The 22,904-nt window shown below is 70.6% G+C and carries 23 protein-coding genes; 11 read left to right on the top strand and 12 right to left on the bottom strand.

Annotation, left to right across the window (positions count from 1 at the left end):
- Window positions 1–63: 63 nt before the first annotated feature.
- Together AC3IX6_RS12650 and AC3IX6_RS12645 are read right to left on the bottom strand one after the other, a co-directional pair.
- Window positions 64–366 (bottom strand): type II toxin-antitoxin system antitoxin, encoded by a 303-nt coding sequence (locus AC3IX6_RS12650; RefSeq protein WP_489370211.1) that lies wholly within the window; start codon window positions 364–366, stop codon window positions 64–66.
- A complete protein-coding gene (locus AC3IX6_RS12645; RefSeq protein ID WP_489370210.1) occupies window positions 363–1,277 on the bottom strand; it encodes an SPFH domain-containing protein in 915 nt (304 codons plus the stop codon). Before AC3IX6_RS12645 ends, AC3IX6_RS12650 begins: the two co-directional genes overlap by 4 nt.
- A gap of 285 nt (window positions 1,278–1,562) precedes the next feature.
- Here AC3IX6_RS12645 and AC3IX6_RS12640 point away from each other — a divergent pair, with 285 nt between their 5' ends.
- Complete coding sequence (locus tag AC3IX6_RS12640; RefSeq protein WP_489370209.1) at window positions 1,563–3,824, top strand: transglycosylase domain-containing protein; 2,262 nt, start codon at window positions 1,563–1,565, stop codon at window positions 3,822–3,824.
- 157 nt (window positions 3,825–3,981) lie between these two features.
- On the opposite strand, the gene AC3IX6_RS12635 is transcribed toward AC3IX6_RS12640, so the two are convergent.
- The 3 genes from AC3IX6_RS12635 to AC3IX6_RS12625 form a co-directional block, all read right to left on the bottom strand.
- On the bottom strand, window positions 3,982–6,261 hold the full coding sequence (locus AC3IX6_RS12635; RefSeq protein ID WP_489370208.1) for a SpoIIE family protein phosphatase: 2,280 nt from the start codon (window positions 6,259–6,261) through the stop codon (window positions 3,982–3,984).
- A 230-nt stretch (window positions 6,262–6,491) separates the two neighbouring features.
- The gene (gene fomD / locus AC3IX6_RS12630) at window positions 6,492–7,247 is read right to left on the bottom strand and encodes a cytidylyl-2-hydroxypropylphosphonate hydrolase (protein ID WP_489370207.1); all 756 of its coding nucleotides are present in this window, start codon (window positions 7,245–7,247) and stop codon (window positions 6,492–6,494) included.
- A 112-nt stretch (window positions 7,248–7,359) separates the two neighbouring features.
- The gene (locus AC3IX6_RS12625; protein WP_489370206.1) at window positions 7,360–8,787 is read right to left on the bottom strand and encodes a class II fumarate hydratase; all 1,428 of its coding nucleotides are present in this window, start codon (window positions 8,785–8,787) and stop codon (window positions 7,360–7,362) included.
- Window positions 8,788–8,894: 107 nt separating this feature from the next.
- On the opposite strand from AC3IX6_RS12625, the gene AC3IX6_RS12620 reads away from it, so the two are divergent.
- Entirely contained in the window at window positions 8,895–10,448 is a 1,554-nt protein-coding gene (locus tag AC3IX6_RS12620; RefSeq protein WP_489370205.1) for a ricin-type beta-trefoil lectin domain protein, read from the top strand.
- A 95-nt stretch (window positions 10,449–10,543) separates the two neighbouring features.
- Here the strand turns inward: AC3IX6_RS12620 and AC3IX6_RS12615 are convergent, their stop codons facing one another.
- The gene (locus AC3IX6_RS12615) at window positions 10,544–11,311 is read right to left on the bottom strand and encodes a glycerophosphodiester phosphodiesterase (RefSeq protein ID WP_489370204.1); all 768 of its coding nucleotides are present in this window, start codon (window positions 11,309–11,311) and stop codon (window positions 10,544–10,546) included.
- Between the two features lie 100 nt (window positions 11,312–11,411).
- On the opposite strand from AC3IX6_RS12615, the gene AC3IX6_RS12610 reads away from it, so the two are divergent.
- Entirely contained in the window at window positions 11,412–11,825 is a 414-nt protein-coding gene (locus tag AC3IX6_RS12610) for a hypothetical protein (protein ID WP_489370203.1), read from the top strand.
- A gap of 120 nt (window positions 11,826–11,945) precedes the next feature.
- Entirely contained in the window at window positions 11,946–12,239 is a 294-nt protein-coding gene (locus tag AC3IX6_RS12605; protein ID WP_489370202.1) for a hypothetical protein, read from the top strand.
- Window positions 12,240–12,284: 45 nt separating this feature from the next.
- Here AC3IX6_RS12605 and AC3IX6_RS12600 read toward each other — a convergent pair whose 3' ends face one another.
- Window positions 12,285–12,491 (bottom strand): DUF397 domain-containing protein, encoded by a 207-nt coding sequence (locus AC3IX6_RS12600; protein ID WP_489370201.1) that lies wholly within the window; start codon window positions 12,489–12,491, stop codon window positions 12,285–12,287.
- Window positions 12,488–13,348 carry a helix-turn-helix domain-containing protein gene (locus tag AC3IX6_RS12595; RefSeq protein ID WP_489370200.1) on the bottom strand — a complete coding sequence of 287 codons (861 nt, stop codon included), beginning with the start codon at window positions 13,346–13,348 and terminating at the stop codon, window positions 12,488–12,490. The genes AC3IX6_RS12600 and AC3IX6_RS12595 overlap by 4 nt, the downstream gene beginning before the upstream one ends.
- 238 nt (window positions 13,349–13,586) lie before the next feature.
- Between AC3IX6_RS12595 and AC3IX6_RS12590 the strand changes: the two genes are divergently transcribed.
- The 3 genes from AC3IX6_RS12590 (at window position 13,587) to AC3IX6_RS12580 (ending at window position 16,112) form a co-directional block, all read left to right on the top strand.
- Window positions 13,587–14,042: an ATP-binding protein gene (locus AC3IX6_RS12590; protein WP_489370199.1), complete on the top strand. Its 456-nt coding sequence runs from the start codon at window positions 13,587–13,589 to the stop codon at window positions 14,040–14,042.
- Between the two features lie 14 nt (window positions 14,043–14,056).
- Entirely contained in the window at window positions 14,057–14,299 is a 243-nt protein-coding gene (locus AC3IX6_RS12585; protein WP_489370198.1) for a DUF7848 domain-containing protein, read from the top strand.
- Between the two features lie 193 nt (window positions 14,300–14,492).
- Window positions 14,493–16,112, top strand: a complete 1,620-nt coding sequence (locus AC3IX6_RS12580; RefSeq protein ID WP_489370197.1) for a recombinase family protein — start codon at window positions 14,493–14,495, stop codon at window positions 16,110–16,112.
- 85 nt (window positions 16,113–16,197) lie between these two features.
- On the opposite strand, the gene AC3IX6_RS12575 is transcribed toward AC3IX6_RS12580, so the two are convergent.
- Window positions 16,198–17,859, bottom strand: coding sequence for a fumarate hydratase (locus tag AC3IX6_RS12575; RefSeq protein ID WP_489370196.1), 1,662 nt, complete (start codon window positions 17,857–17,859; stop codon window positions 16,198–16,200).
- Window positions 17,860–18,009: 150 nt separating this feature from the next.
- On the opposite strand from AC3IX6_RS12575, the gene AC3IX6_RS12570 reads away from it, so the two are divergent.
- The 3 genes from AC3IX6_RS12570 (at window position 18,010) to AC3IX6_RS12560 (ending at window position 19,952) form a co-directional block, all read left to right on the top strand.
- Window positions 18,010–18,705, top strand: coding sequence for a DUF1707 SHOCT-like domain-containing protein (locus tag AC3IX6_RS12570; RefSeq protein WP_489370195.1), 696 nt, complete (start codon window positions 18,010–18,012; stop codon window positions 18,703–18,705).
- Window positions 18,706–18,782: 77 nt separating this feature from the next.
- Window positions 18,783–19,382, top strand: coding sequence for a TIGR03086 family metal-binding protein (locus AC3IX6_RS12565; protein WP_489370194.1), 600 nt, complete (start codon window positions 18,783–18,785; stop codon window positions 19,380–19,382).
- A 195-nt stretch (window positions 19,383–19,577) separates the two neighbouring features.
- Window positions 19,578–19,952 (top strand): WhiB family transcriptional regulator, encoded by a 375-nt coding sequence (locus AC3IX6_RS12560; protein ID WP_374213444.1) that lies wholly within the window; start codon window positions 19,578–19,580, stop codon window positions 19,950–19,952.
- A 140-nt stretch (window positions 19,953–20,092) separates the two neighbouring features.
- Here the strand turns inward: AC3IX6_RS12560 and glpX are convergent, their stop codons facing one another.
- On the bottom strand, window positions 20,093–21,124 hold the full coding sequence (gene glpX / locus AC3IX6_RS12555) for a class II fructose-bisphosphatase (RefSeq protein WP_243335787.1): 1,032 nt from the start codon (window positions 21,122–21,124) through the stop codon (window positions 20,093–20,095).
- 211 nt (window positions 21,125–21,335) lie between these two features.
- On the opposite strand from glpX, the gene AC3IX6_RS12550 reads away from it, so the two are divergent.
- A complete protein-coding gene (locus tag AC3IX6_RS12550) occupies window positions 21,336–21,854 on the top strand; it encodes a DUF4245 domain-containing protein (protein WP_489371427.1) in 519 nt (172 codons plus the stop codon).
- 93 nt (window positions 21,855–21,947) lie between these two features.
- Here AC3IX6_RS12550 and AC3IX6_RS12545 read toward each other — a convergent pair whose 3' ends face one another.
- A complete protein-coding gene (locus AC3IX6_RS12545) occupies window positions 21,948–22,538 on the bottom strand; it encodes a malonic semialdehyde reductase (protein WP_489370193.1) in 591 nt (196 codons plus the stop codon).
- Window positions 22,539–22,637: 99 nt separating this feature from the next.
- Window positions 22,638–22,862 carry an exodeoxyribonuclease VII small subunit gene (locus tag AC3IX6_RS12540; RefSeq protein ID WP_489370192.1) on the bottom strand — a complete coding sequence of 75 codons (225 nt, stop codon included), beginning with the start codon at window positions 22,860–22,862 and terminating at the stop codon, window positions 22,638–22,640.
- Window positions 22,863–22,904: the final 42 nt, after the last annotated feature.

The following is a 22,904-nucleotide window of genomic DNA, read 5'->3' as shown; positions in this document are numbered from 1 at the left end:
TTGGGCAGGGGGGTGTGGTGGGGGGATACGACTCCGGCCGCCCCGTGGGGGCGGCCGGGAGTTTCAGGAATCCGGAGCGGCGCGGGGGCGGCCCCGGGGCGGGATCGGGCCCGCCCCGCCGGGAAGGCGGCCGGCGTCGGCCAGGGCGCGGCGGAGCAGGAACTCGATCTGCGCGTTGGCGCTGCGCAGTTCCTCCCCCGCCCACCGCGCGAGCGCGTCGTGCACCTGCGGGTCGAGTCGCAGCAGCACCTGCTTGCGGGCCTGGCGCGCGGCCTTGGGGGCCGCCGCCGGGCCGCCGGCCGCGGCGGAGGGGGTCGCGGCGGGGGAGTCCGCGCCCCGGGGGTCCGCGCCTTCGTCGGGGCTCACTGGTAGAGGGTGCCCGTGTTGATGACCGGCTGGGCCGCGCGGTCGCCGCACAGGACCACCATCAGGTTGGACACCATCGCCGCCTTCCGTTCCGGGTCGAGGTCCACGATCTCCTGCTCCGCGAGGCGGGTCAGGGCGAGCTCGACCATACCGACCGCGCCCTCGACGATCTGCTTGCGCGCCGCGACGATCGCACCCGCCTGCTGGCGCTGGAGCATCGCGGAGGCGATCTCCGGGGCGTACGCGAGGTGGGTGAAGCGGGACTCGATGATGTGGACGCCGGCCGCCTCGACGCGGGCGGACAGTTCGACGGCGAGCTTCTCGGTGATCTCCTCGGCGTTGCCGCGGAGCGACAGGCCGCCGTCCTCGTGCGCGTCGTAGGGGTACTCGATCGCGATGTGCCGGACGGCCGCCTCGGTCTGGGTCTCGACGAACTCGGTGAAGTCCTCGACCTCGAAGACGGCCCGCGCGGTGTCCTCGACCCGCCACACGACCACGGCCGCCAGCTCGATCGGGTTGCCGTAGGCGTCGTTGACCTTCATGACGGGCGTCTCGTGGTTGCGGACCCGGGTGGACAGGGGCCGGCGGGAGGTCAGCGGGTTGACCCAGCGCAGCCCGTCGGTGCGGACGGTGCCGCGGTAGCGGCCGAACAGCTGGACCACGCGGGCCTCGCCCGGGGCGACCGTGTTCAGGCCGCTCATGGCGATGACGGCGGTGATGGTCAGGAGGACGCCCGCCGCGATCAGGCCCGCCTTGGCCCCGTCGCTCCCGGACACCGCGCCGAGCGCGATCAGGCCCGCTCCGGCCACCACTCCCGCCAGGCCGAGCAGCAGCGCGAGCCCGCCGCCCACGCTCCGCGCGGGGAACTCCCGTACGCCTGCCTCGGTACCACCCGTGGTGTTCGTCATCATGTGCCCCGTTTCGTTCGGTGGCGGCCGGTCGAGCCGCTTAGCAAAGTGATATCACTTTTTCGGACGGAGCGGGAGCCGGGTGGGATCGGGGCGGGATGGGTGGCGGGAAACCGGTGCGGGGCCCGGCAACCTCCGGGGCGTCCGCTGCGTCGGTTCCTGTGGGACGGGTGCTCATTGTCACGTCCGAATTGCCCGGTATGAGAGCCCGTTGGCCGGTTTTTGTCACAGCCTGCGGTGTTAGCTTTCTGAGCTGACGTCGGGGGGTTATCGAGCGGAGCGGGAGCGATGGGCCGAGCAGAAGCGCGAAAGGCGCAGCAGCAGCGCGGTGCGCGACGCGCGCCGCGCGGGCGCGTCAAGGGCAAGGGCGGGACATCGGGCGGCAAGCCGACCGGCATACGCCGCTTCTTCACCTGGAGGAAGGTGCTCGGCACCTTCTTCGGGGCGGTACTGCTCGGCATGGCGGCCCTGGTCGGCCTCTACTTCTACGTGGAGCCGCCGGACCCCAACGCCGATGCGCTGACGCAGAACAACGTCTACAAGCTCTCCGACGGCACGGTCATGGCCCGCGTCGGCACCACGAACCGCCAGATCGTGTCGATCGACAAGATCCCGGCGGACGTGCAGACGGCCTTCATCGCCATCGAGAACAAGTCCTTCTACAGCGACCGCGGCGTCGACCTCAAGGGCATCGCCCGAGGCGTGTTCAACACCGTGACCGGCAAGGGCAAGGCCGGCGGTTCGACGATCACCCAGCAGTACGTCAAGAACTTCTACCTGACGCAGGACCAGACGGCGACCCGCAAGCTGAAGGAGCTGATCATCTCCCTCAAGGTCGACCAGGAGATGGAGAAGCCCGAGATCCTCGCGGGTTACCTGAACACCAACTTCTACGGCCGCAACGCCTACGGCATCCAGGCCGCGGCCCAGGCCTACTACGGGGTCGACGCCGAGAAGCTGACCCTGGAGCAGGGTGCGTACCTCGCCGCCGTCCTCCAGGCCCCCAGTCAGTACGACTGGGCGACCGCCGGCCCGAACGGCAAGAGCCTGGTCATGATCCGCTTCAACGGGGTCCTCGACAACATGGTCGAGATGGGCAAGCTGGACCCGGCCAAGCGCAAGGAAATGAAGTTCCAGGAGCCGATCAAGCCCAAGGCGCCCAGCGGCATGGAAGGCCAGAAGGGCTACCTGATCCAGGCCGCCGACGAGGAGCTCAAGCGCCAGACCGGCATGTCCGACGGCCAGCTCAAGGCCGGCGGCTGGGAGATCACCCTCTCCATCGACCCGAAGAAGCAGGCGGCGCTGGAGAAGGCCGTCCAGGACGAGCTGGAGTCCAAGCTCGACCGCAAGGGCCGCCCCGTCGACGCCGCCGTGCAGGCGGGCGCCACCTCCGTGGACCCGAAGACCGGCGCGATCGTCGCGATGTACGGCGGCACCGGACAGAGCGAGCAGTGGGCCAGCAACGCCCTGCGCAAGGACTTCCAGCCGGGCTCGACCTTCAAGCCGATCGTGCTCGCCTCCGCCATGGAGGGCAAGGCCAGCACGCAGGACGGCAAGCCGATCACGCCCAACACCCTCTACGACGGCACGAGCAAGCGCCCCGTGGTCGGCAGCGACATCCCCTTCAACCCGCAGAACCAGGACGACCGCGACTACGGCGACCCGATGATGACGGTGCAGTCCGCCACGAACTCCTCGGTGAACTCCGTGTACGCCCAGATGATCGTGGACGTCGGGCCGAAGAACGTGAAGAAGACCGCCCTTCAGCTGGGCATGCAGGACCGCGAGGGCTGGCCCGAGGACAAGCCCGCCATGTCGCTCGGCACCATGAGCGCCGACACCCTGGAGATGGCCGGCGTCTACGCCACCTTCGACAACCACGGCAAGAAGGTCACGCCGAGCATCATCAAGTCCGCCAAGCACGCGGACCGCGAGTTCAAGCCGGTCCGTGCCGTCGGCGACACGGCCATCAGCCGCAGGACCGCCGACACCGTCACCAAGGTGCTCACCGGCGTCGTCGAGGACGGCTCCGGCAAGGCGGTGAAGAGCTCGGCCTACGAGGCCGCGGGCAAGACCGGCACCACCGAGAAGAACGTGGCCGCCTGGTTCACCGGCTTCACCCCGGAACTGGTCACCGTCGTCGCCATGTTCGGCGACGAGCCCGGCACCCACACCCAGACCAGCCTGACCGGTACGGCCGGCGGCGGACGCGCGGGCGGCTCCAGCTTCCCGGCCGCGATCTGGAAGCAGTACACCCTCGACGCGCTCAAGGGCGGCAAGACCGGCTCCTTCGACCTGGACGAGGCGGACATGGGCAAGGTCCAGTCGCCGAGCGCCAGCATCTCCCCGTCGGGCACGCCGAGCCAGTCCGCGAGCAGCCAGCCGCCGAGCGGCACCCCGTCGCCGGGCCGGACACCGAGCGGGACGCCGAGCCGGACGTCGACGCCGACCCCCACGCCGACTCCCACGCCCACGCCGACCCCGACGCCGTCGCCGTCGAAGTCGACCTCGGGTAAGCCTTCGCCGCCGAACCGGGTGCCCGAACCGTAGGCATCGCAGGACCCGTACGCGTAGCCCCGTACGCGTAAACCCGTACGCACCACTGCCCCGCGGCTTCGAGCCGGCGGGGCAGTGGTGCGTACGGGGCCGTGCGCGGGTCCGTACGAGGCCGTCGGGGTCCCTGCGGGTCCGGGTGGCAGGGGGCCGGTCAGCGGCGCTCCGGGGCCCCCGGAGCGGCCGGCAGCGCGAGCTCGAACCAGACGACCTTGCCGCTGCTCAGCCGGGTGGCACCCCAGCGGCGGGCCATCCGGTTGACCAGGAACAGCCCGCGGCCGCCCTCGTCGTCGTCCCGGGCCCGGCGCTGGCGCGGCAGCTGCGGGGAGTCGTCGCCGACCTCGCAGCGCAGTACGTCGGTCCGCAGGAGGCGCAGGGTCACCGGCCGCTCGGCGTACCGCACGGCATTCGTGACGACCTCGCTGACCAGCAGCTCCAGCGAGTCCTCCAGCTCCTCCAGCCCCCAGCGGGCCAGCGCGCGGCGGGCGAACCGGCGGGCCCGGCCCGGAGCGGTCTCCTCCGGGTCCAGGAACCAGTACGCCACGTCGCTGGGCGCGATCCCGTCGAACCGGGCCGCGAGCAGGGCGATGTCGTCGTCCCGGTCACCGGGGCCGAGCATGTCCAGGATGTCGTCGCACAGGGCCTCCAGCGGCGGCGGGTGGTCCAGGCCCGTCAGCTGCGCGGTGGTGGCGAGGCGTTCGCGGAGCTGCTCGATGCCGGTCCAGACGTCGCGCAGCCGGGACTCGACGAGGCCGTCGGTGTACAGCACGAGCGTGGCCCCGGCCGGGGCGTCCAGCTCCACGGCCTCGAAGTCCACGCCGCCGACGCCGATGGGGGCGCCGGGGGGTACGCGCAGCACCTCGGCGCGGCCGCCGAGGTGGAGCAGGACCGGCGGCGGGTGGCCGGCGTTGGCGATGGTGATCCGGTGCGAGACCGGGTCGTAGACGGCGTAGAGGCAGGTGGCCATCCGGTCGGAGCCCAGGCGCTGCGCCTGCTCGTCCAGGTGGTGCAGGACCTCGGCGGGCGGCAGGTCGAGCTGCGCCAGCGTCTGGGCCGTCGTGCGGAGCTGTCCCATGATCGCGGCGGAGGTCATGGAGTGGCCCATGACGTCGCCGACGACGAGCGCGACCCGGCTGCCGGGCAGGGGTATGGCGTCGTACCAGTCGCCGCCGACCCGGGCCGTCTCGGCGGCGGGCAGGTAGCGGCTGGCGAGCCGGACCCCGGTGGGCTGGGGGAGGCTGTCGGGCAGCATCGTGCGCTGGAGCTCGTCGGCGATGTAGGCCTCGCGGCCGTAGAGCACGGCCTTGTCGATGCCCAGCGCCGTGTGCGTGGCCAGCTGCGCGGCGACGAGCAGGTCGTTCGTCTCGAAGGCCGGCCGCTCGGGGGTGCGCAGGAACACCGCCGCGCCGATGACGCGGCGGCGGCCCCGCAGCGGGGCGAGGATGGCCCGCTGGCCGCGCGGGACCGGGTGGTCGGCGCCCAGCAGCTCCGGCAGGGCGGCGCGGGCGGCGGCGGAGGACCCGAAGACGGGCCGTACGCCGCGCAGCACCTCGGCCAGCGCCCCGCCGGGGCGGATCTCGCACAGCTCGGCCGCGGGCAGGTCACCCTGCGGGCCGACCAGGGCGAGCTGGCTGAAGTCGAGCTCGCCGTCGGGGGTCATCGCGCCGGAGAGGCCGGCGGCACCGGAACCGGAAGCCGCACCGGCACCGGCTCCGGCTCCCGTGAACTCGTCGATCGGCCGGAGCCGGTCGGTTCGGCGCAGCCTTAAAACGACCGGCCCGACGGGCCGCTCGTCGCCGACCGGCAGCGGATCGCGCAGGTAGACGAGGATGGCGTCGGAGAAGGTGGGCACGGTGGCCCGGCACAGGCCGAGCACGATCTCGTCGAGGTCGATCCCGCGCGCGATCCGCCGGGTGGCGGCTCCGACGAACCGCAGCCGGTCGCCTTCCCGGCGCGCGATGGTCGCGTCGACCCCGATGCCGCTGGGCAGCCCGGTGGGCGCGGCCTGCCCGGAGGCGGCGGCCTGCCCGGACGTGCCGGCCTGCCCGGACGTGCCGGCCTGCCCGGACGTGCCGGGCCGTGCCGCCGCCCCGCGGGCGGCTTCGCCGTCGCGGGTGCGCGCGCTGCCGGCCTCCGCGGCCGCGGCCTCGTCACGGCCGGCCCGGACCCGGGCGCCGCCCTGGCCGGGCGCGGCGGCGGAGTCCGTGCCTTCGTCGGGGCCCCCGGTCCCGTCGGAGGCGGACGGTGCCTCCGCGGTGGCGCGGGGGCGGGGCAGGTCCGCCGCCTGGGGCTGCGCATGCGTGCGCACGGCCTCGGCCGCCGGGAGCGGGGCCTTGCCGTGGCCCAGTTCCTCCGTGCCGTGGCCGGACTCGTCCGTCCGACCGCCGGAGGCAACCGGCTGGGGGCCCTCCTGAGAGGTGGGGTACTCCGTCACGCGTGGCATTCCGTCCGTTTGCGCTCGATGTGCGCTGCACTCAACTCGGTCAGTCGCGGTATACCCGCTCAGCGGCGGGGACACCATCACCCCGCGTTTCCGCGTCCCGCTCGTTACCTCTCGTTATCGCGTCGGCCTAGGTCAAATGCTGTGCTGCTGGCGACATTTGAACGCCGACGCCCCGGCGGAGGACGATCCTACGATTGCCCCCCGGGGGCGCATCAAGGGTCTCATGAGGTCATATGCGCCGGAGTGCGGTCCCAGTCCTCCGGCAGGTCCGGTACGCCCCAGGCCGGGTCCGGTCGCCAATCCTGCCAGCCTTCGGAGAACGGCGGGCCCCAGGCCCGGATCAGGTCCACCGCCGCGCTGCCGGCGGCGCGCACCCGCCGGGCCTGTTCCGGGTCCATCAGACCGGACCGCTGGGCCTGTGCGAACTCGTCCTCGTCCCGCCACTTCCAGCTGCGGTCCGGGTAGACGGAGATGTCCAGGAAGTGGTCCTCGGAGTCGATGCCGCCGGACCACCGGGTCCGCGGCTCCTCCAGATTCACGTACCAGCTCTTGAACTCCCAGCCGTGATCCCAGAACAGCCACACCGACCAGGGGTCCCCGGGCCGGGCCAGCTTCAGCACGCCCGCCCCGAACCAGCGCGACCGTACGGTGGTCCGCGGCGCGGTGTACCGGGTGGCGAGCGGCTCCTCGTGGACCGGGGTCCCGTCGGCGAGCACCGGCTTGACGCACTCGGTCCCCGGGGCCATCCACACCGCGAGCAGCTCGTCGGTGTCGGTCACCACGGTCACGGGCCGGCAGATGTGGACGGCGCCCTTCGCGTCGGGCGCGTGGTCCCGGTAGCGCCAGAGGATCTGCTCCCCGGGCGCCCAGCGGACGCCCTCCGCGGCGCCCCGCTCCGCACTCCGTGCCGAGCCCCGTGCCGGGCCCGTCTCCGAGCTCCGCGCACTGCCGCCCCCGCGGCCTCCGGTACCTGTCATGGGCAGATCTTAGGGCGGGGGTCCGGAGGATCGCCGCGCTGCAGGTCACCGAGGTGTCCGAGGGCGGGAAACGACCGGATCCGGACCCCGGTGCGGGGCGGCCGCGCCGGGGTCAGGGGTGGGTCATGCGCAGCACGTCCAGTGCTTCGTCGAGCTGCTCCAGGGTGAGGTCGCCGCGGTCCACGTAGCCGGACTCCAGGACGACCTCGCGGATCGTCTTGCGCTCCGCCAGGGACTTCTTGGCGACCTTGGCGGCCTCCTCGTAGCCGATGTACCGGTTCAGCGGGGTCACCACGGAGGGCGAGGACTCGGCGTACTCCCTGGCCCGGGCCGTGTTGGCGGTGATTCCGTCCACGGTGCGGTCGGCCAGCAGGCGGCTCACGGAGCCCAGCAGCCGGATGGACTCCAGGAGGTTGCGGGCCATCACGGGGAGCATCACGTTGAGCTCGAAGTTGCCCGCGGCGCCCGCCACGGCGACCGCCGCGTCGTTCCCCATGACCTGGGCGGCGACCATGAGCGCGGCCTCCGGGACGACCGGATTGACCTTTCCGGGCATGATCGAGGACCCCGGCTGGAGATCCGGGAGATTGATTTCGGCCAATCCGGTGCGCGGGCCCGAGGCCATCCAGCGCAGGTCGTTGCAGATCTTGGTCAGCGAGACGGCGACCGTACGGAGCATTCCGGAGGTCTCCACGAGGGCGTCCCGGGCCCCCTGGGCCTCGAAGTGGTCCCGGGCCTCGGTCAGCGGCAGCCCCGTCGACGCGGCCACCTCGGCGATCACGGCCGCGGAGAACCCCGGCGGGGTGTTGATCCCGGTGCCCACGGCGGTACCGCCCAGCGGCAGTTCGGACAGCCGGGGCAGCGCCGCGCGCAGCCGCTCGATGCCGTAGCGGAGCTGTACCGCGTACCCGCCGAACTCCTGGCCCAGGGTGACCGGGGTGGCGTCCATCAGGTGCGTCCGGCCGGCCTTGACCACCTGCGAGAACTCGGCGGACTTGCGCTCCATCGCGCCGGCCAGGTGCTCCAGGGCGGGGACGAGCTCGCCGGTGACGGCGGCGGTGGCGGCGATGTGGATGGAGGAGGGGAAGACGTCGTTGGAGCTCTGCGAGGCGTTGACGTGGTCGTTGGGGTGGACGGCGCGGCCGAGGCGCTCGGTGGCCAGGGTGGCGATCACCTCGTTGGCGTTCATGTTGGACGAGGTGCCGGAACCCGTCTGAAACACGTCGACGGGGAAGTGCTCGTCCCAGCGGCCCTCGGCGACCTCGGCGGCCGCCGAGACGATGGCGTCGGCGATGTCCGCGTCGATGACGCCGAGCCGGGCGTTGACGGTGGCGGCCGCGGCCTTGATCCGGGCCAGTGCCTCGATGTGGGCGCGCTCCAGGCGCTGTCCGGAGATGGGGAAGTTCTCCACGGCGCGCTGGGTCTGAGCTCGCCATTTGGCGTGCGCGGGGACGCGTACGTCGCCCATGGAGTCGTGCTCGGTGCGGAACCCCTCAGGGGCGTCGCTGCCTTCGCCGGTCTGCTGCTGATCGTCGGTCATTTGTGGTGCCTCCTCAAAAAGTTGAGCAATTGTCTTGTTCGGACTGTTCCCAACTCGCCTACCGGCCAGTAAATACCGGGGGTAACACCGAGATCGGGGAGGCGTTCATGGCACGTGCCCGTACACAATCAAGGATCAGACTCAGATCTACCTTCGCCGCCGTCGCGGCGGCGGCGGCCGCCCTCGGGGGCGTCACCGCCATCACCCCCATGGCCCACGCGGCGACCACCGCGGGGTCCGCAGGGACCGGGGCCGTGGTGGCCACGGCCCTCACGCCCGAACTGGAGGCCATCCGGGCCGCCGAGGCCGTCAAGATCTACGGCGACTCCGCGGTCCGTCCGCTCGCGGACCGCAAGACCGGCCTGATCTCGCTCGGCGACAGCGAGATCTCGGGCGAGGGCGTCGGCAACTACGACCCCGCCACCAACACCCCGTCCAACCAGTGCCACCGCTCGCCCGACGCGGCGATCCACCGCACCGGCATCGCGGCCGACTACACCTTCAACGCGGCCTGCTCCGGCGGCTACACGGGCAACATCAAGATCGGCGGCAGCAAGCAGTACGCCGACGAGCTGGTGCAGAGCGACAGCCTGGCCATCAAGGCCCGCAACACCAGGATCAAGATGGTGGTGCTGGTCGCCGGGGCCAACGACGACCTGCAGTTCGGCCCCGTCATGACCGACTGCGTCACCCGCTGGGTGCTCAGCCAGGGCACCTGCGAACCGAAGTACGCTCCGGGCTGGCAGGCGCGCGTCGACGGGCTGAAGCCCAAGGTGCAGTCGACGATCGGCGACCTGAAGTCTGTCATGCGCGATGCCGGTTACGCCGACTCCGACTACAAGCTGGTCGTGATGGGCTACCCCAGCCCCATCGGCCCCGACTTCAACGACAACCCCGACTTCCCCGGCAAGCTCCCCGGAGGCTGCGCCGGCTACGACTCCGACGCCTCCTGGGGCCGCAACTACGCGGTGCCCACCTTCGAGAAGGGCATGCGCGCGGCCGCCCTGGCCGCGGGCGCGACCTACCTCGACAACTCGCGGCTCTTCCACGGCCACGAGGTCTGCATGGAGGACACCTGGGCCCGCGGCCTCTACCTCGACCTCGGGGACCACTTCCCGTGGGACGAGAACACCGCCCGCCAGTCCTTCCACCCCAACTACCGCGGCCACGGCGCCTTCGCGTCCTGTCTGACCCAGCTCTACGCCTCCGGCCTGCGCGAGGCCTCCTGCGCCGACCCGGCGAGCACCGGCACCCCCGTCCTGCAGGCCGGGGCCTGGGACGACCTGTACAAGCCGCTGAAGAACGAGGCGACGGGCAACTGCCTCGACTCCAGCGGCGGCGCCAGCGCCAACAACACCAAGGTCCTCGGCTGGGACTGCCACGGCGGCCGCAACCAGGGCTGGTGGTACGACTCCGCGAAGAAGTCCCTCCACATCGAACTCACCCAGGACCGCTGCCTTGACGCGCCCGGCGCCAACTACGGCAACGGCACCGCGATGATCATCTGGAACTGCCACGGCGGCGCCAACCAGCAGTTCGTCCGCGACGGAGCCACCTTCCGGCCCGCCGCCGCCCCGGGCACGTGCCTGACGGTGGCCGCGGCCCACGAGCCGCTGCGCCTCCAGCCCTGCAACGGCTCGGCCAACCAGCGCTTCGCATAACCGCCCGCGGACCCGTACCCCCGTGGGTCCGACGTTCCGTACGACCCCCCACACCCGGCCGGCGCACCCCGGCCGGGTGGCCACATGCGGGGTGCTCACATGTCCAGCAGCAGCTTGCGCACGTCCCGGGGCCGGTTGGTGATGAGCGTGTCCACGCCCAGGCGGACGCAGAGCTCCACGTCCTCGGGCTCGTCCACGGTCCACACGCGCACCCGGAGCCCCTTCGCCTTCAGCCGGCCCACCAGACCCGGGTCCTGCCGTACGAGATCGATGCCCGGGCCCGCGTGGGTGGCGTACGGGGGCCGGACCGGCCGGATCCTGTGCTCGATCAGGTACACGGCGGGCAGCCCCGGCGCGAGGCGGTGCATCCGGGTCAGCGCCGTCCGGGAGAAGCTCATCACCTCGACGCGGCCGCTTCCGCCGTCGGCGAGCCCGTACTCCCCGAGCAGCCGCACGAGCTCGGTCTCCAGCCGGCCGCCCGCGCGGGTCGGGTGCTTGGTCTCCACGGCCAGCCCGACGGGGTACGGCGCGGCCAGCGCCTCCTTGAGCAGGTCCTCGAACAGCAGCACCCGGGCCCCGGCGTGGCCGGACCCCTTCCACGCCCCGAAGTCGAGGGCGCGCAGCTCCTCGTACGTCATCTCGGAGACGACCCCGCGCCCGTCGGAGGTCCGCTCGACCCGCCGGTCGTGCACACAGACCAGCTTGCGGTCGGCGGTGAGCCGCACATCGCACTCGAGCGCGTCGGCCCCGTCGGCGATGGCCTGCCGGTAGGCCTCGACGGTGTGCTCGGGGTACTCGTGGGAGGCCCCGCGATGGGCGATGACCCGCGTGCCGCGGGCCGGGGAAAGGTCGGTCGTTGCCATACGGAAATCCTTGCAAACCGGGGTGAACGCGCTGGTGCGGGGTCGTGTCCCCGACGTTAACCGGATGCGGTGGCCCTGCCGGGCAGGGGAGGGTGTCGCCATGCCGGAGCCATGGACGCCGATCTCGCCCTGCGAGCCCTGCTCGCGCTGTGTCTTCCACGCGTGGCAGCTGATCGAGCGGGGCCGGCTGCTGTGGAGGTCCGAGTGGGAGTGCGACACCTGCGGTTTCGGTGCCCCGGAGACGTGCAACCGCGACGAAGGGTGGGGCCGGCCCCCGGAGGAGGTCCGCGCGACCGTGGTGGCGGCCGAGGGCACGGTCCTGCTCCGCGCGGGCGGCGCCGGGGGCGCGGCCCTCAAGGCCTTCCGTGACGCACTCGGCCTGACGATGCAGGAGCTCCTGTCCGCCGTCCGCGACGGCTACCGCGCCACCCCGGTGGAGGCCCGCCACCTGACGGCCCTCCTCGAGGAGTCAGGCGGCTCCGTCCGGGCGGATGCGGGACCCCCCAGCGGCTGACGAGAATGTGCAGTCGGCGCATCGGTACCCTGGCCAAGGCGCCCCTGGAGGACACCGTGACCACACCGTCGGACCACGCCGCGGCGCTGATCCCGCGCCCCGAGCGCACCCCCGGACGCCGTGCGTGTCGCCCTCGCCCGCATCGCCCCACACCGCCTGTCGGAGCTGGAGCAGCACCAACAGAAGGCGCTGGCCGCCGCCATCCGCAGCGGGAAGGTCGGCCACCTCACCCACTGGCTCGACCGGTGGGTGCGCGAGGTCGAGATCGAACGACGTCCGGATCTTCTCACCCGTCGCAACGACGCTCTGGCCACCATCCACCGCGCCACCGGCAAGGATGATCCGGGCTTCCGTCCCGCCATGGACGAACTGACCGCTGTTGAGGCCGAGGCCGCGCAGGCGGTGAATGAGTGACCTGGAGGTGGGAGTACGACCCCAGCGATGAGTCCTATCCGGCTTTCAGGCCTTGACCGTGTCGAGGAAGGATCCCCATGCTCCGATGCCGAAGCGCAGTACGGGTCCGTGCGGCCGCTTGCTGTCGCGCAGTGGGATCAACCCAGGGTAGCCATCGGCCACTTCCAGACAATCGCCCTGGTCGCCGCTGAACGAGCTCTTTCGCCAGGTGGCCTGGCTGAGGTCGATCATTCGGCGCTGCGTGTATGTCATGAGTTTCCCCTCGCTCGGCGCAGGATCGCGTCACGCGAAGGATTTACGTCCAGGGCTGCGGCCCGCAACCTGTCGAATGTCGCGCTGTAGGCGGCGCGGTCGGCATCCCGTTCAAGATAGACGCTGCTGGCGAGGCCCTCCGCGTAGACCACGTCGAGTTCGGACTGTACGGGGAACTTGAGAATCACGAACGGCCCCAGCATGCCCGCGTGTGCCCCGGCCCCGAACGGCAGGACCTGCAAGGTCACATTGGGTTCGTCAGCGGCTTCGGCCAGCCGCATCAGCTGCTTCGCGGTTGTCAGGTGTCCCCCTACTTCGCGCCGGAGGATCGACTCGTCGAGGATTGCCCAAAGCGCCAGAGGCTCCTCCCGGCTCAGCGCCGCGTTCTGGCGGGCGAGCCGGACATCGACCAGGGCGTTGACCTCATCTGCGGGACGTTCGGGTTTGAGGGCCCTGATGACGGCACGCGCATAGTCCGGAGTCTGCAGAAGCCCGGGCACCAGCACGGTCTGAAAGCTGCGGGCTGCGGACGCTTCCGCCTCGAAGCTGATGTAGTCGAGGTAGCGGGGCGTCAGCACGTCGTTGTACGGCTGCCACCACACCCGGCGCTTCCCTTCCCGGGCAAGGGATTCCAGTGCGGCTCGGGTGTCCGGGTCGTGCACCACATAGAAGTCGAGCAGGGCGTTGACCTCATGGGTTCGCAGTCCGCTGCGCCCGCTCTCGATGCGGCTGATCTTGGACGGGTGCCAGCCCATCACCTCGGCAGTGGCCTCTGCCTTGAGGGCTTGGCGCTCCCGGATCTTGCGGAGCTCGGCGCCGAGCATGCGGCGACGCATGGTGGGGATCGCGGCCACCACTTTCACCCCTCTCTTGCTCGCAACTGCGGACAGTATGCCGCTGAGTTGAGGAGCCTCGGATTGATTCCGATAAGTGCACGTGCACTTCATGTGTTCTGGTTGCACTTTGTGCGGCAAGGGGAGCATCCTGAACGAAGGAGTTGCTCAGGGTGCGTGCGTAGTCACTGACTGCTGTCGGTGGTGGACCTGGCGCGCCTGAAAAGAGAGACCCCCGCGACCGCGCCAACGGTCCGGGGGCATGGCCAACGCTTACTCAAGGAGCGTCAACATGGTGAACCCTAACGGGCCCTTGGTCGGGCCGGATGGCGGGCTCGTCGTACGCCGCTGGAACCGCGATCTGCGCTGCGTCGGGCGGGCGAGGACGGAACTGCGCAAAGCGCTAGCTGACTGGGGGCTCGCGCAGATCGAGGACGACGCGCTGCTCGTGGTCTCCGAGCTGCTGACGAACGCCGGCAGGCATGCGAGGGCTGCTGTCGGCCGGGAGATTGAGACCCGGTACGTGCGGCTCCCCGCAGGTGTGCGGATCGAGGTGCATGACACCGCCCCCGGACGGGCGGAGGTGCTGCCCCCCCGATATGGAACGGGACTACGGGCGAGGTCTGTTCCTGGTGGCGGCGCTCGCGGACCGGTGGGCGATGGGGGAGCGGTGCGGGCCGGGGAAGCGGATTTGGGCCGAACTCTCCGTGCCGGCTGAGGGCGGCGCTCGGCATGGAGGCTGAGCCCCTGGCCGTAGTGGCGGTGCACAGCCCGTCCGACTGGATGCTGAGTTCGGACCGCGCCGGTAGCGGCGTCGTGGTCGAGATGGAGTGCACGTCATGTCTGGAGGGCTCCGGCCCGGCGGATGACGGTACGGACCCCGACGTGTGGTCGCTGAGGCACGCGAGCCGCAGTGGCCACACCGGCTTCCGGCGGATCGTCACCGACTTCCACCGGGCCGCCCGTTTGTGCTGAACCGTGCGGTGCCATGCCCGGGCGGGCGCAGCAGCTCCGCCCGGGCGCGGCGGCCATAGCGGCCATTGCGTCAGACCCAGACCCAGACCCAGACCTCGCACCGAGATATGGGTAGTCGTTGGCTCCGGCAGCGGATTCTCGAAGAAGCCAATTCCTGAGCTGTTCTCAATGGAACTGGATTACGTTGTTTGAAATGTTGGAGCAGCCAAGGGTTCTTGCGGTTGTGCGCCTGAGCGTCACCAAGGAAGACACGGCCTCACCCGAGAAGCAGCGCGAAGCGGTCGAGTACTGGACCTACGGGCCAGCGGTCAACGGCCGGGTGGTCGGCTACGCCGAAGACCTGGACGTTTCCGGCGGCATGCACCCCTTCAAGAGACCCGGACTCGGGCCATGGCTCACCGGGCGAGCCGACGAGTTCGACGTGATTGCCGTGTGGAAACTAGACCGTCTCACCCGCCGGTCCGCACACTTCTCCGAGATGTACGAGTGGTGTCAGGAACACGGAAAGAGCATCGTCTCCGTGACCGAGGGCGTCGATATGTCCACCCCCATGGGCAAGGTGTTCGCGCAGATCATCGCCGTATTCGCGGAGGGGGAGTTGGACACTATCCGCGCCCGCGCGCTCTCGGGCTCGCTGGAGCGGCTGAGGAAGGGTGTGTGGGTTGGGGGCGTGCTGCCTTTCGGCTACCTGTTCCAGCGACAGGAGGACGGCGGTAAGAAGCTCGTTCAAGACCCGGAGTACAGCAGGCTGCTGTTGGACATCATCGACAAGCTCAGAGGGGACTGGTCCTCGTACAAGATTGCCGTCGACCTCAACAGGCGAGGAATTCTCACCTGGCGCGACCATCTTCGGGTGCAGCAGGGCCGCGAACCGCGAGGTGTCGAGTGGACATCGAACGCGGTCCTCGTAGCAGTGAAGAACCCCACCGTGGGGGGTGTCTACACCTACAAGGGGCGGATGGTCGAGGACGAAGAGGGGAATCCCGTCCCGATCACGGACGAGCCGATCATGCAGTATTCCGAGTGGTCCGAACTGGTCGCACGGATCAACTCCGGCAAGAGGGCCAAGCGGTCGGCCCCTTCTCGGTCCATGCTCGGCGGTGTTGCAGTCTGCGAGGCGTGTGGAGGTCGTATGTCCTCGTCGAAGCGGGTGAAGTCATCGGGCAGGGTCTACCACTACTACACCTGCAATGCGATGCAGACCGGTACGTGTAGCCGTCCTGGACGTGTGCGCAGGGACGACATCGATCCCGGGGTGAGCAGGTTCGTAGAGATCGCGCTTGGTGACCTGCCTGTGGTCGAGAAGGCGCCCGATGTCATCGCCGAGACCAGGTCCGGGTTGGCTCAGGCCACGTCACGCCTTGAGCGGATGGAGACCGACTTCCTTGCGGGCAAGTGTGACGGGCGCGGGCAAGAAGAGTCCTACTGGCGCATGCACAGGGCGTTGAGTGCGAAGGTCAGCAAATTGAGGGAGGAGATCGAACGGGCTTCGGGTGTGCCTGAGTTCGTGGATACAGGACGGACGTACGGGCAGCTGTGGTCCGCGATGGACGACGAGCAACGGCGGGTGTTCGTGCAGCGCCACGAGATCAGCGTCCGAGTTGGAGTGGACCCCGATGACAGCGCCATCCGAGTCGTCAAAGTTGCGATGCCTCGTATGCGGGCGGTGGCGGAGGCCGCAGGGTTGAGGCTGCCGGAGCATCTCTATGGGGCTGAGGCGCCGACTCTGGAATACAAAATCAACGCCCGGCGTAAGCGCGGTGAGGGAGGGATCGACTGGGGTGCGATCCACCCCGGGCGCTCATTCCAGTGAATCCCGGGTGTGTCGGCGATGGGCGGCTCTTCCCCGCCCGCCCAGACGAGGGCGGGCGGGGAACGAGTCCGGCCTTGCGTGTTGCCTATGAGCCCTGGCGGATCGGGATGCTCAGGAACGTGGGGGACGGTTCCACCGAGCTGAAGAAGTCGTTGCCCTTGTCGTCGACCACGATGAAGGCCGGGAAGTCCTCGACCTCGATCTTCCAGACGGCTTCCATGCCGAGCTCCTCGTACTCCAGGACCTCGACCTTCTTGATGCAGTCCTGGGCGAGGCGGGCCGCCGGGCCGCCGATGGAGCCGAGGTAGAAGCCGCCGTGCTTGCCGCAGGCGTCGGTGACCTGCTGGGAGCGGTTGCCCTTGGCCAGCATGACCTTGGAGCCGCCCGCCGCCTGGAACTGCTCGACGTAGGAGTCCATGCGGCCGGCCGTGGTCGGGCCGAAGGAGCCCGACGCGTAACCCTCGGGGGTCTTCGCGGGGCCCGCGTAGTAGACCGGGTGGTCCTTCAGGTACTGCGGCATCTCCGCGCCCGAGTCGAGGAGTTCCTTGATCTTGGCGTGCGCGATGTCGCGCGCCACGACCAGCGGGCCCGTGAGGGAGAGGCGGGTCTTCACCGGGTGCTGGGTGAGGGTGGCGAGGATGTCGTCCATCGGCTGGTTCAGGTCGATGGAGACCACGTCCGCGGAGGCGGCCAGGTGCTCGTCCGTGGTTTCCGGGAGGAAGCGGGCCGGGTCGCGCTCCAGCTGCTCCAGGAAGACGCCCTCGGCGGTGATCTTCGCGGTGGCCTGGCGGTCCGCGGAGCAGGAGACGGCGATGGCGATCGGCAGGGACGCGCCGTGGCGGGGGAGGCGGACGACGCGGACGTCGTGGCAGAAGTACTTGCCGCCGAACTGCGCGCCGATGCCGATCTTCTGGGTGAGTTCGAAGACCTGCTGTTCGAGGTCGACGTCGCGGAAGCCGTGGCCCAGGGGGGAGCCGTCCGTGGGGAGCTCGTCCAGGTAGTGGGCGGAGGCGTACTTCGCCGTCTTCAGGGCGTGCTCCGCCGAGGTGCCGCCGACCACGATCGCCAGGTGGTACGGCGGGCAGGCCGCGGTGCCGAGCGAGCGGATCTTCTCTTCCAGGAACTTCATCATGGAGGCCTCGTTGAGGACCGCCTTGGTCTCCTGGTAGAGGAAGGACTTGTTGGCGGAGCCGCCGCCCTTGGCCATGAAGAGGAACTTGTACGCGCCGCCGTCGGTCGCGTACAGCTCGATCTGCGCGGGCAGGTTCGAGCCGGTGTTCTTCTCCTCCCACATGGTGACCGGGGCCATCTGCGAGTAGCGCAGGTTCAGGCGGGTGTAGGCGTCGTAGATGCCGCGGGAGAGGGCTTCCTCGTCGCCGCCGGAGGTCAGGACGTTCTGGCCGCGCTTGCCCATCACGATCGCGGTGCCCGTGTCCTGGCACATCGGCAGGACGCCGGCCGCGGCGATGTTCGCGTTCTTGAGGAGGTCGAGGGCGACGAACTTGTCGTTCGCGGAGGCCTCGGGGTCGTCGATGATGCGGCGCAGCTGCGCGAGGTGCGCGGGGCGCAGGAAGTGCTGGATGTCGTGGATGGCCTCTTCGGCGAGCTTGCGCAGCGCCTCCGGCTCGACCTTGAGGAACGTACGGCCGTCGGCCTCGAAGGTCGAGACGCCTTCGGAGGTCACCAGCCGGTACGGGGTGGAGTCCTCGCCCAGGGGCAGCAGGTCGGTGTACGCAAACTCTGGCATGACGGCAGTCATTCCCTCACTCGGCAGACGGCGCTGACGACCGTTTGGCAGCGCGGTATCCAGCGTAGGACCTCTTCCGGCGGCTTTTGTTGTGAGGTAAGGCTCACTGGCCAGTATCGCGATCTATCGTGTCTCGCTATGCTGGGGCGCGTGGACCTGGAAAAGCAGCCCTCATCCGCGCCGGCCCCCGCGCCCGCGCCGGCCCCCGCGCACGTCACCGGGATGCGCGCCTCCGACGCGGACCGGGACCGGATCGCGCAGATCCTCGCCGACGCCGTCGCCGAGGGCCGGCTGACCGCCGAGGAGCACTCCGAGCGGCTCGACTCGCTGTACGCGGTGAAGACGGTCGGCGAGCTGGACGTGCTCGTACGGGACCTGCCCGCGCCCGCCGCCGGCAGCCGGCAGGAGCCCGCGTACGCGGGAGCACCGGCGGGCACGCCGGTCGAGACGGTCGTGGCCGTGTGCAGCAGCTCCTCCCGCAAGGGCCGCTGGCGCCCGGGCGCGCACACCCGCGCGGTCTCCGTGCTGGGCGACATCAGCATCGACCTGACCCAGGCCGTCTTCGAGCAGCAGGTCACCGAGATCAACGTGACCAGCATCCTCGGCAACGTCGAGATCCTGGTCCCGGAGAACGTCACCCTGCGCGGCTACGGCAGCGGGGTCCTCGGCAACTTCGAGGTGCGGGGCGAGGGGCGCGGCGAGACCGACCCGCAGGCCCCGGTCGTGATCGTCCGCGGCTTCGCGCTGCTGGGCAACATCGAGGCCCGCCCCAAGCTCGGCGCCCGCCTGGTGGACCTGGCGAACCGGCTCCGCAAGGGCCGGGAGGGACGCGGGAGCGCGCTGTAAGGCCTGCATGTCGACACGGCGGCAACTGGCCCTGAAATCAGCCTCTTTGGCCGGTAGGTGACCGTAGGGTCGGCCCCATGACTTCATCCAAGTGGGACCTGCTCGACCAGGCGCACGCAGCGCTGCGCTCCGTCGGGGACGGCATTCCGGCCGGTGCCCTCGGCGCACCGACGCCCTGCGACCAGTGGAATGTCGGCCAAGTGCTCCAGCACGCGGCCGGCGACCAGCTCGCCTACGCGGGCACCCTCACCGGCGGGCCCGGACCGGCCGAGGACCCCTTCGCGCCCACCGGCGCCCTGACCGGCAGCCCTGCGGAGCTGCTGGAGCCCGCCCTCACCGCCGCCGCGGAGGCCTTCGCCGGGGTCCGGCCGGGCACTGCCGAGGTGGCCGTGCCGCTGCCCCCGTTCACCCTCCCCGCCGAGACCGCGGTCGCCGCGGCCGCCCTCGACGCCGCCGTCCACGCCTGGGACCTCGCGGTCGCCACCGGCCAGGTCTCCCCGCTGACCCCCGCCCTCGCGGCGGCGCTGAGCCCGGCGGCCCGGCTGCTCGCCGAGCCGCTGCGCGGGTTCGCGTACGCCCCGGCGCTCGTCCCCGCGCCCGATCCGGACGCCGATCCGGCCGGTGCGCTGCTCGCCTTCCTGGGCCGCCGCAGCGACTGGACGCCGCCCGGCGCGTGACGTCCGGGTGACGGGCGAGGGGCCGGGCGGGGTCGCGCGGGGCGGTCCGGAGACGGTCCTGAGGCAGGCCGGGGCGGGAGCACCTTTCGGTCGAACCGGCCGGATCGGCGGCACACGGTGCATAGGGGCGCGCACAGCGGGTAGGGACAGGTGCGTCGCCTCTCTCGCTCGCGTATACGTCGTCAGGAGTAGACCGTGCCGCATCCGCCGCGCCAGTCCCTGCAGGTAGCCGCCGTCCAGAGTCTTCAGGGGCGCCCGGCGGCGGTCGTGCCGAAGCCTCGGGTGCCGGCCAGGGAAGAGGACGGCCCATGGCACGCGGACGCGGTGTGCCGGCGCGACGAGGCCGGGCTGTTCTTCGCCCCGTCCAAGGAGCCGACCGCCGCCCGGCTGTCCCGCGAGGACGCCGCCAAACGGGTCTGCGCCCGCTGCCCCGTCATGGTCGCCTGCCGGGAGCACGCACTGATCCAGCCCGAGCCCTACGGGGTCTGGGGCGGGCTGACGGCCGCCGAGCGCCGGGTGGTGCTGGCCCGCCGGCGGCGCCGGGCGGGGGAGCTGCGCGAAGCCTCGTAAGGCCGCAGCCTCGTAGGACCGCAGCCCCGTAGGGCAGCAGTCGCAGCCTCGTAGCGAGCCGTTCCGTCAGGGGACATGCGGAAGGGGCGCCCCCGCCGCACGCGGGAGCGCCCCTTCCGTGATGCCGTGCCGCCCGTGGGCTACTTGGCGCGGTCGAAGTCGATCGCGCTGTACGCGCGGAGCTTCGAGAGGCGGTGGGTCGAGTCGATCTGCCGGATCGTGCCCGACTTCGAGCGCATGACCAGCGAGGAGGTCGTCGCGGTCTCCGAGCGGTAGTGGACGCCGCGCAGCAGCTCGCCGTCCGTGATGCCGGTGGCGACGAAGAACACGTTGTCGCCGGAGACCAGGTCGTCCGTGAACAGGACGCGGTCCAGGTCGTGGCCCGCGTCGATCGCCTTCTGGCGCTCGGCCTCGTCCTTGGGCCACAGCTTGCCCTGGATGGTGCCGCCCATGCACTTGATCGCGCAGGCCGAGATGATGCCCTCGGGGGTGCCGCCGATGCCGAGCAGCAGGTCGATGCCGCTGTCCTCCGTGACGGCCAGGACCGAGCCGGCGACGTCTCCGTCGGAGATGAACTTGATGCGCGCGCCGGTCTCGCGGATCTCCTTGACGATGCCCTCGTGGCGGGGGCGGTCCAGGATGATCACCGTGACGTCCTCCACGGCCATGTTCTTGGCCTTGGCGACGCGGCGGATGTTGACGGAGACCGGGGCGTTGATGTCGACGAAGTCGGCGGCCTCGGGACCGGTGACCAGCTTCTCCATGTAGAACACCGCGGACGGGTCGAACATGGTGCCGCGGTCGGCGGCGGCCAGAACGGCGATGGCGTTCGGCATGCCCTTGGCGTTCAGGGTGGTGCCGTCGATGGGGTCCACGGCGATGTCGACCTCGGCACCGGTGCCGTCGCCGACCCGCTCGCCGTTGAAGAGCATCGGGGCTTCGTCCTTCTCGCCCTCGCCGATGACGACGACGCCGTTCATCGAGACGGTGGAGATCAGGGTCCGCATCGCGTTGACGGCGGCGCCGTCGGCGCCGAGCTTGTCACCGCGCCCGACCCAGCGGCCCGCGGCCATGGCGGCGGCCTCGGTGACCCGGACGAGCTCCAGGGCGAGGTTGCGGTCGGGTGCCTCCGGAGAGACTTCGAGCTGGGGCGGCAGGTTGTGCTCGGTCATCGGAGCGCACCTTTCTGTACGGCGACGGCCGGGAGTGAGGGTCCCTGGACTCTATCGGTACGTCGACATATTGAGCAGACCGGGTCACGTATGAGCGCCATATCGGTCAGCTGATTGTCCTGAGCGGACATCTTGCGCCGCCCGTGGCGCGCCATGCGGACCCCGGCGGTGATCGCCCCGGGGCATGCGGGACGATGGTGTCGTGGCAGGTATGAAGGGCAAGCAGACGGTCGTGGACATGATCCGGTCGCTGGCGGTGATCGGACTCGTGGTCGGGGGGATCTATTTGGTCATCCCACATGACGAGAAGGCCGATCCGACGAAGGTGGTCGACTACCGCGTCGAAAGCCTCACGGCCCGGCGCGCGGCACCGTACCCCGTGGCGGTGCCCGTCGGGCTGCCGCCGGAGTGGCGGGCGACCTCGGTGAGCTACGCGCGCAAGGACGCCGCCGCCTGGCACCTGGGCTTCCTGGACCCGGCGCAGCAGTACGTGGCGGTGGAGCAGTCCGCGGACGCCACGGACAAGTACATCGAGAAGGTCAGCCGCAAGGCGGCGGCCACCGGGCAGACCCAGCAGGTCGGGGACCAGGTCTGGGAGCGCTGGGACGGCGAGAAGTACGACGCCCTCGTGCGCCGCGAGCAGGGCTACGTCACGGTGGTGACCGGGACGGCCTCCTTCGAGCAGCTCGGCGCGATGGCCGCGGCGCTGGAGTTCAAGCAGGGTTCGTAGCGCGCGGCACGGGCGACGCGCGACGCGCAAAGGCCGCGCTCCCCGGGATTCCGGGGAGCGCGGCCTTTGCGTTCACTGCCTGCGGGGCGGGGCTCAGACGGTCGTGATGACCTGGTCGAACTCCAGGCGCGGGGAGCGCGGGAACCAGGCGTCCTCGCCCGGCTTGCCGATGTTGATGACCATCAGCGGGGTGTGGTCGCCGTCCAGGAACTCCTTCTGGAGGCCGGCGAAGTCCAGACCGGTCATCGGGCCGGCGGCCAGGCCGGCGGCGCGGACGCCGATGATGAAGTACGCGGCCTGCAGCGCGGAGTTGACCAGCGCGGACTGCTCGCGGACCGGGCGCTCGGAGAAGAAGGCGTCCTTGGCCTGCGGGAAGTGCGGGAGCAGCTGCGGGAGCTCCTCGTGGAACTCGTTGTCCGCGGACAGGATCGCGACCAGCGGGGCGGTGGCGGTCTTGGCCTGGTTGCCCTCGGCCATGTGCTTCACGAGGCGCTCGCGGGCCTCGGGGGAGCGGACCAGGGTGATGCGCAGCGGCGTCTGGTTGAACGCGGTCGGGCCGAACTTCACGAGGTCGTAGATCGCCTGGACCTGCTCCTCGGTCACCGGCTCGTCGGAGAAGGTGTTGGCGGTGCGGGCCTCACGGAAGAGGAGGTCCTGAGCGGCGGCGTCGAGAACGAGAGACATCGGAAAGCCTTCTTCTGTACGGGACTGCTGAAGCGATGTCCTGAGACTACGACGGAGATAGGTGAAAATTCAACTAAATCTGGGAGCGGGTGAGAGAGGTCACTCGCCGCCCCCCTCCGCCGCCTCGCGCGCCGCGAGCGCCGAGTCCAGCCGGGCGCGGGCCCCCTCCAGCCAGTGGCGGCACACCTTCGCGAGCTCCTCGCCGCGCTCCCAGAGCGCGAGGGAGTCCTCCAGCGAGGTCCCGCCGGCCTCCAGCTTGCGGACGACCTCGATCAGCTCGTCCCGGGCCTGCTCGTACCCCAGCGCCGTATCGGTCTCGGCCATTCCCGCTCCCACCTTAAATGTGTAGTACACCGAAATTTGTCG

Source organism: Streptomyces sp. GL_141, from assembly GCF_057834385.1.
This window is presented reverse-complemented; position numbering and strand designations above follow the sequence as displayed.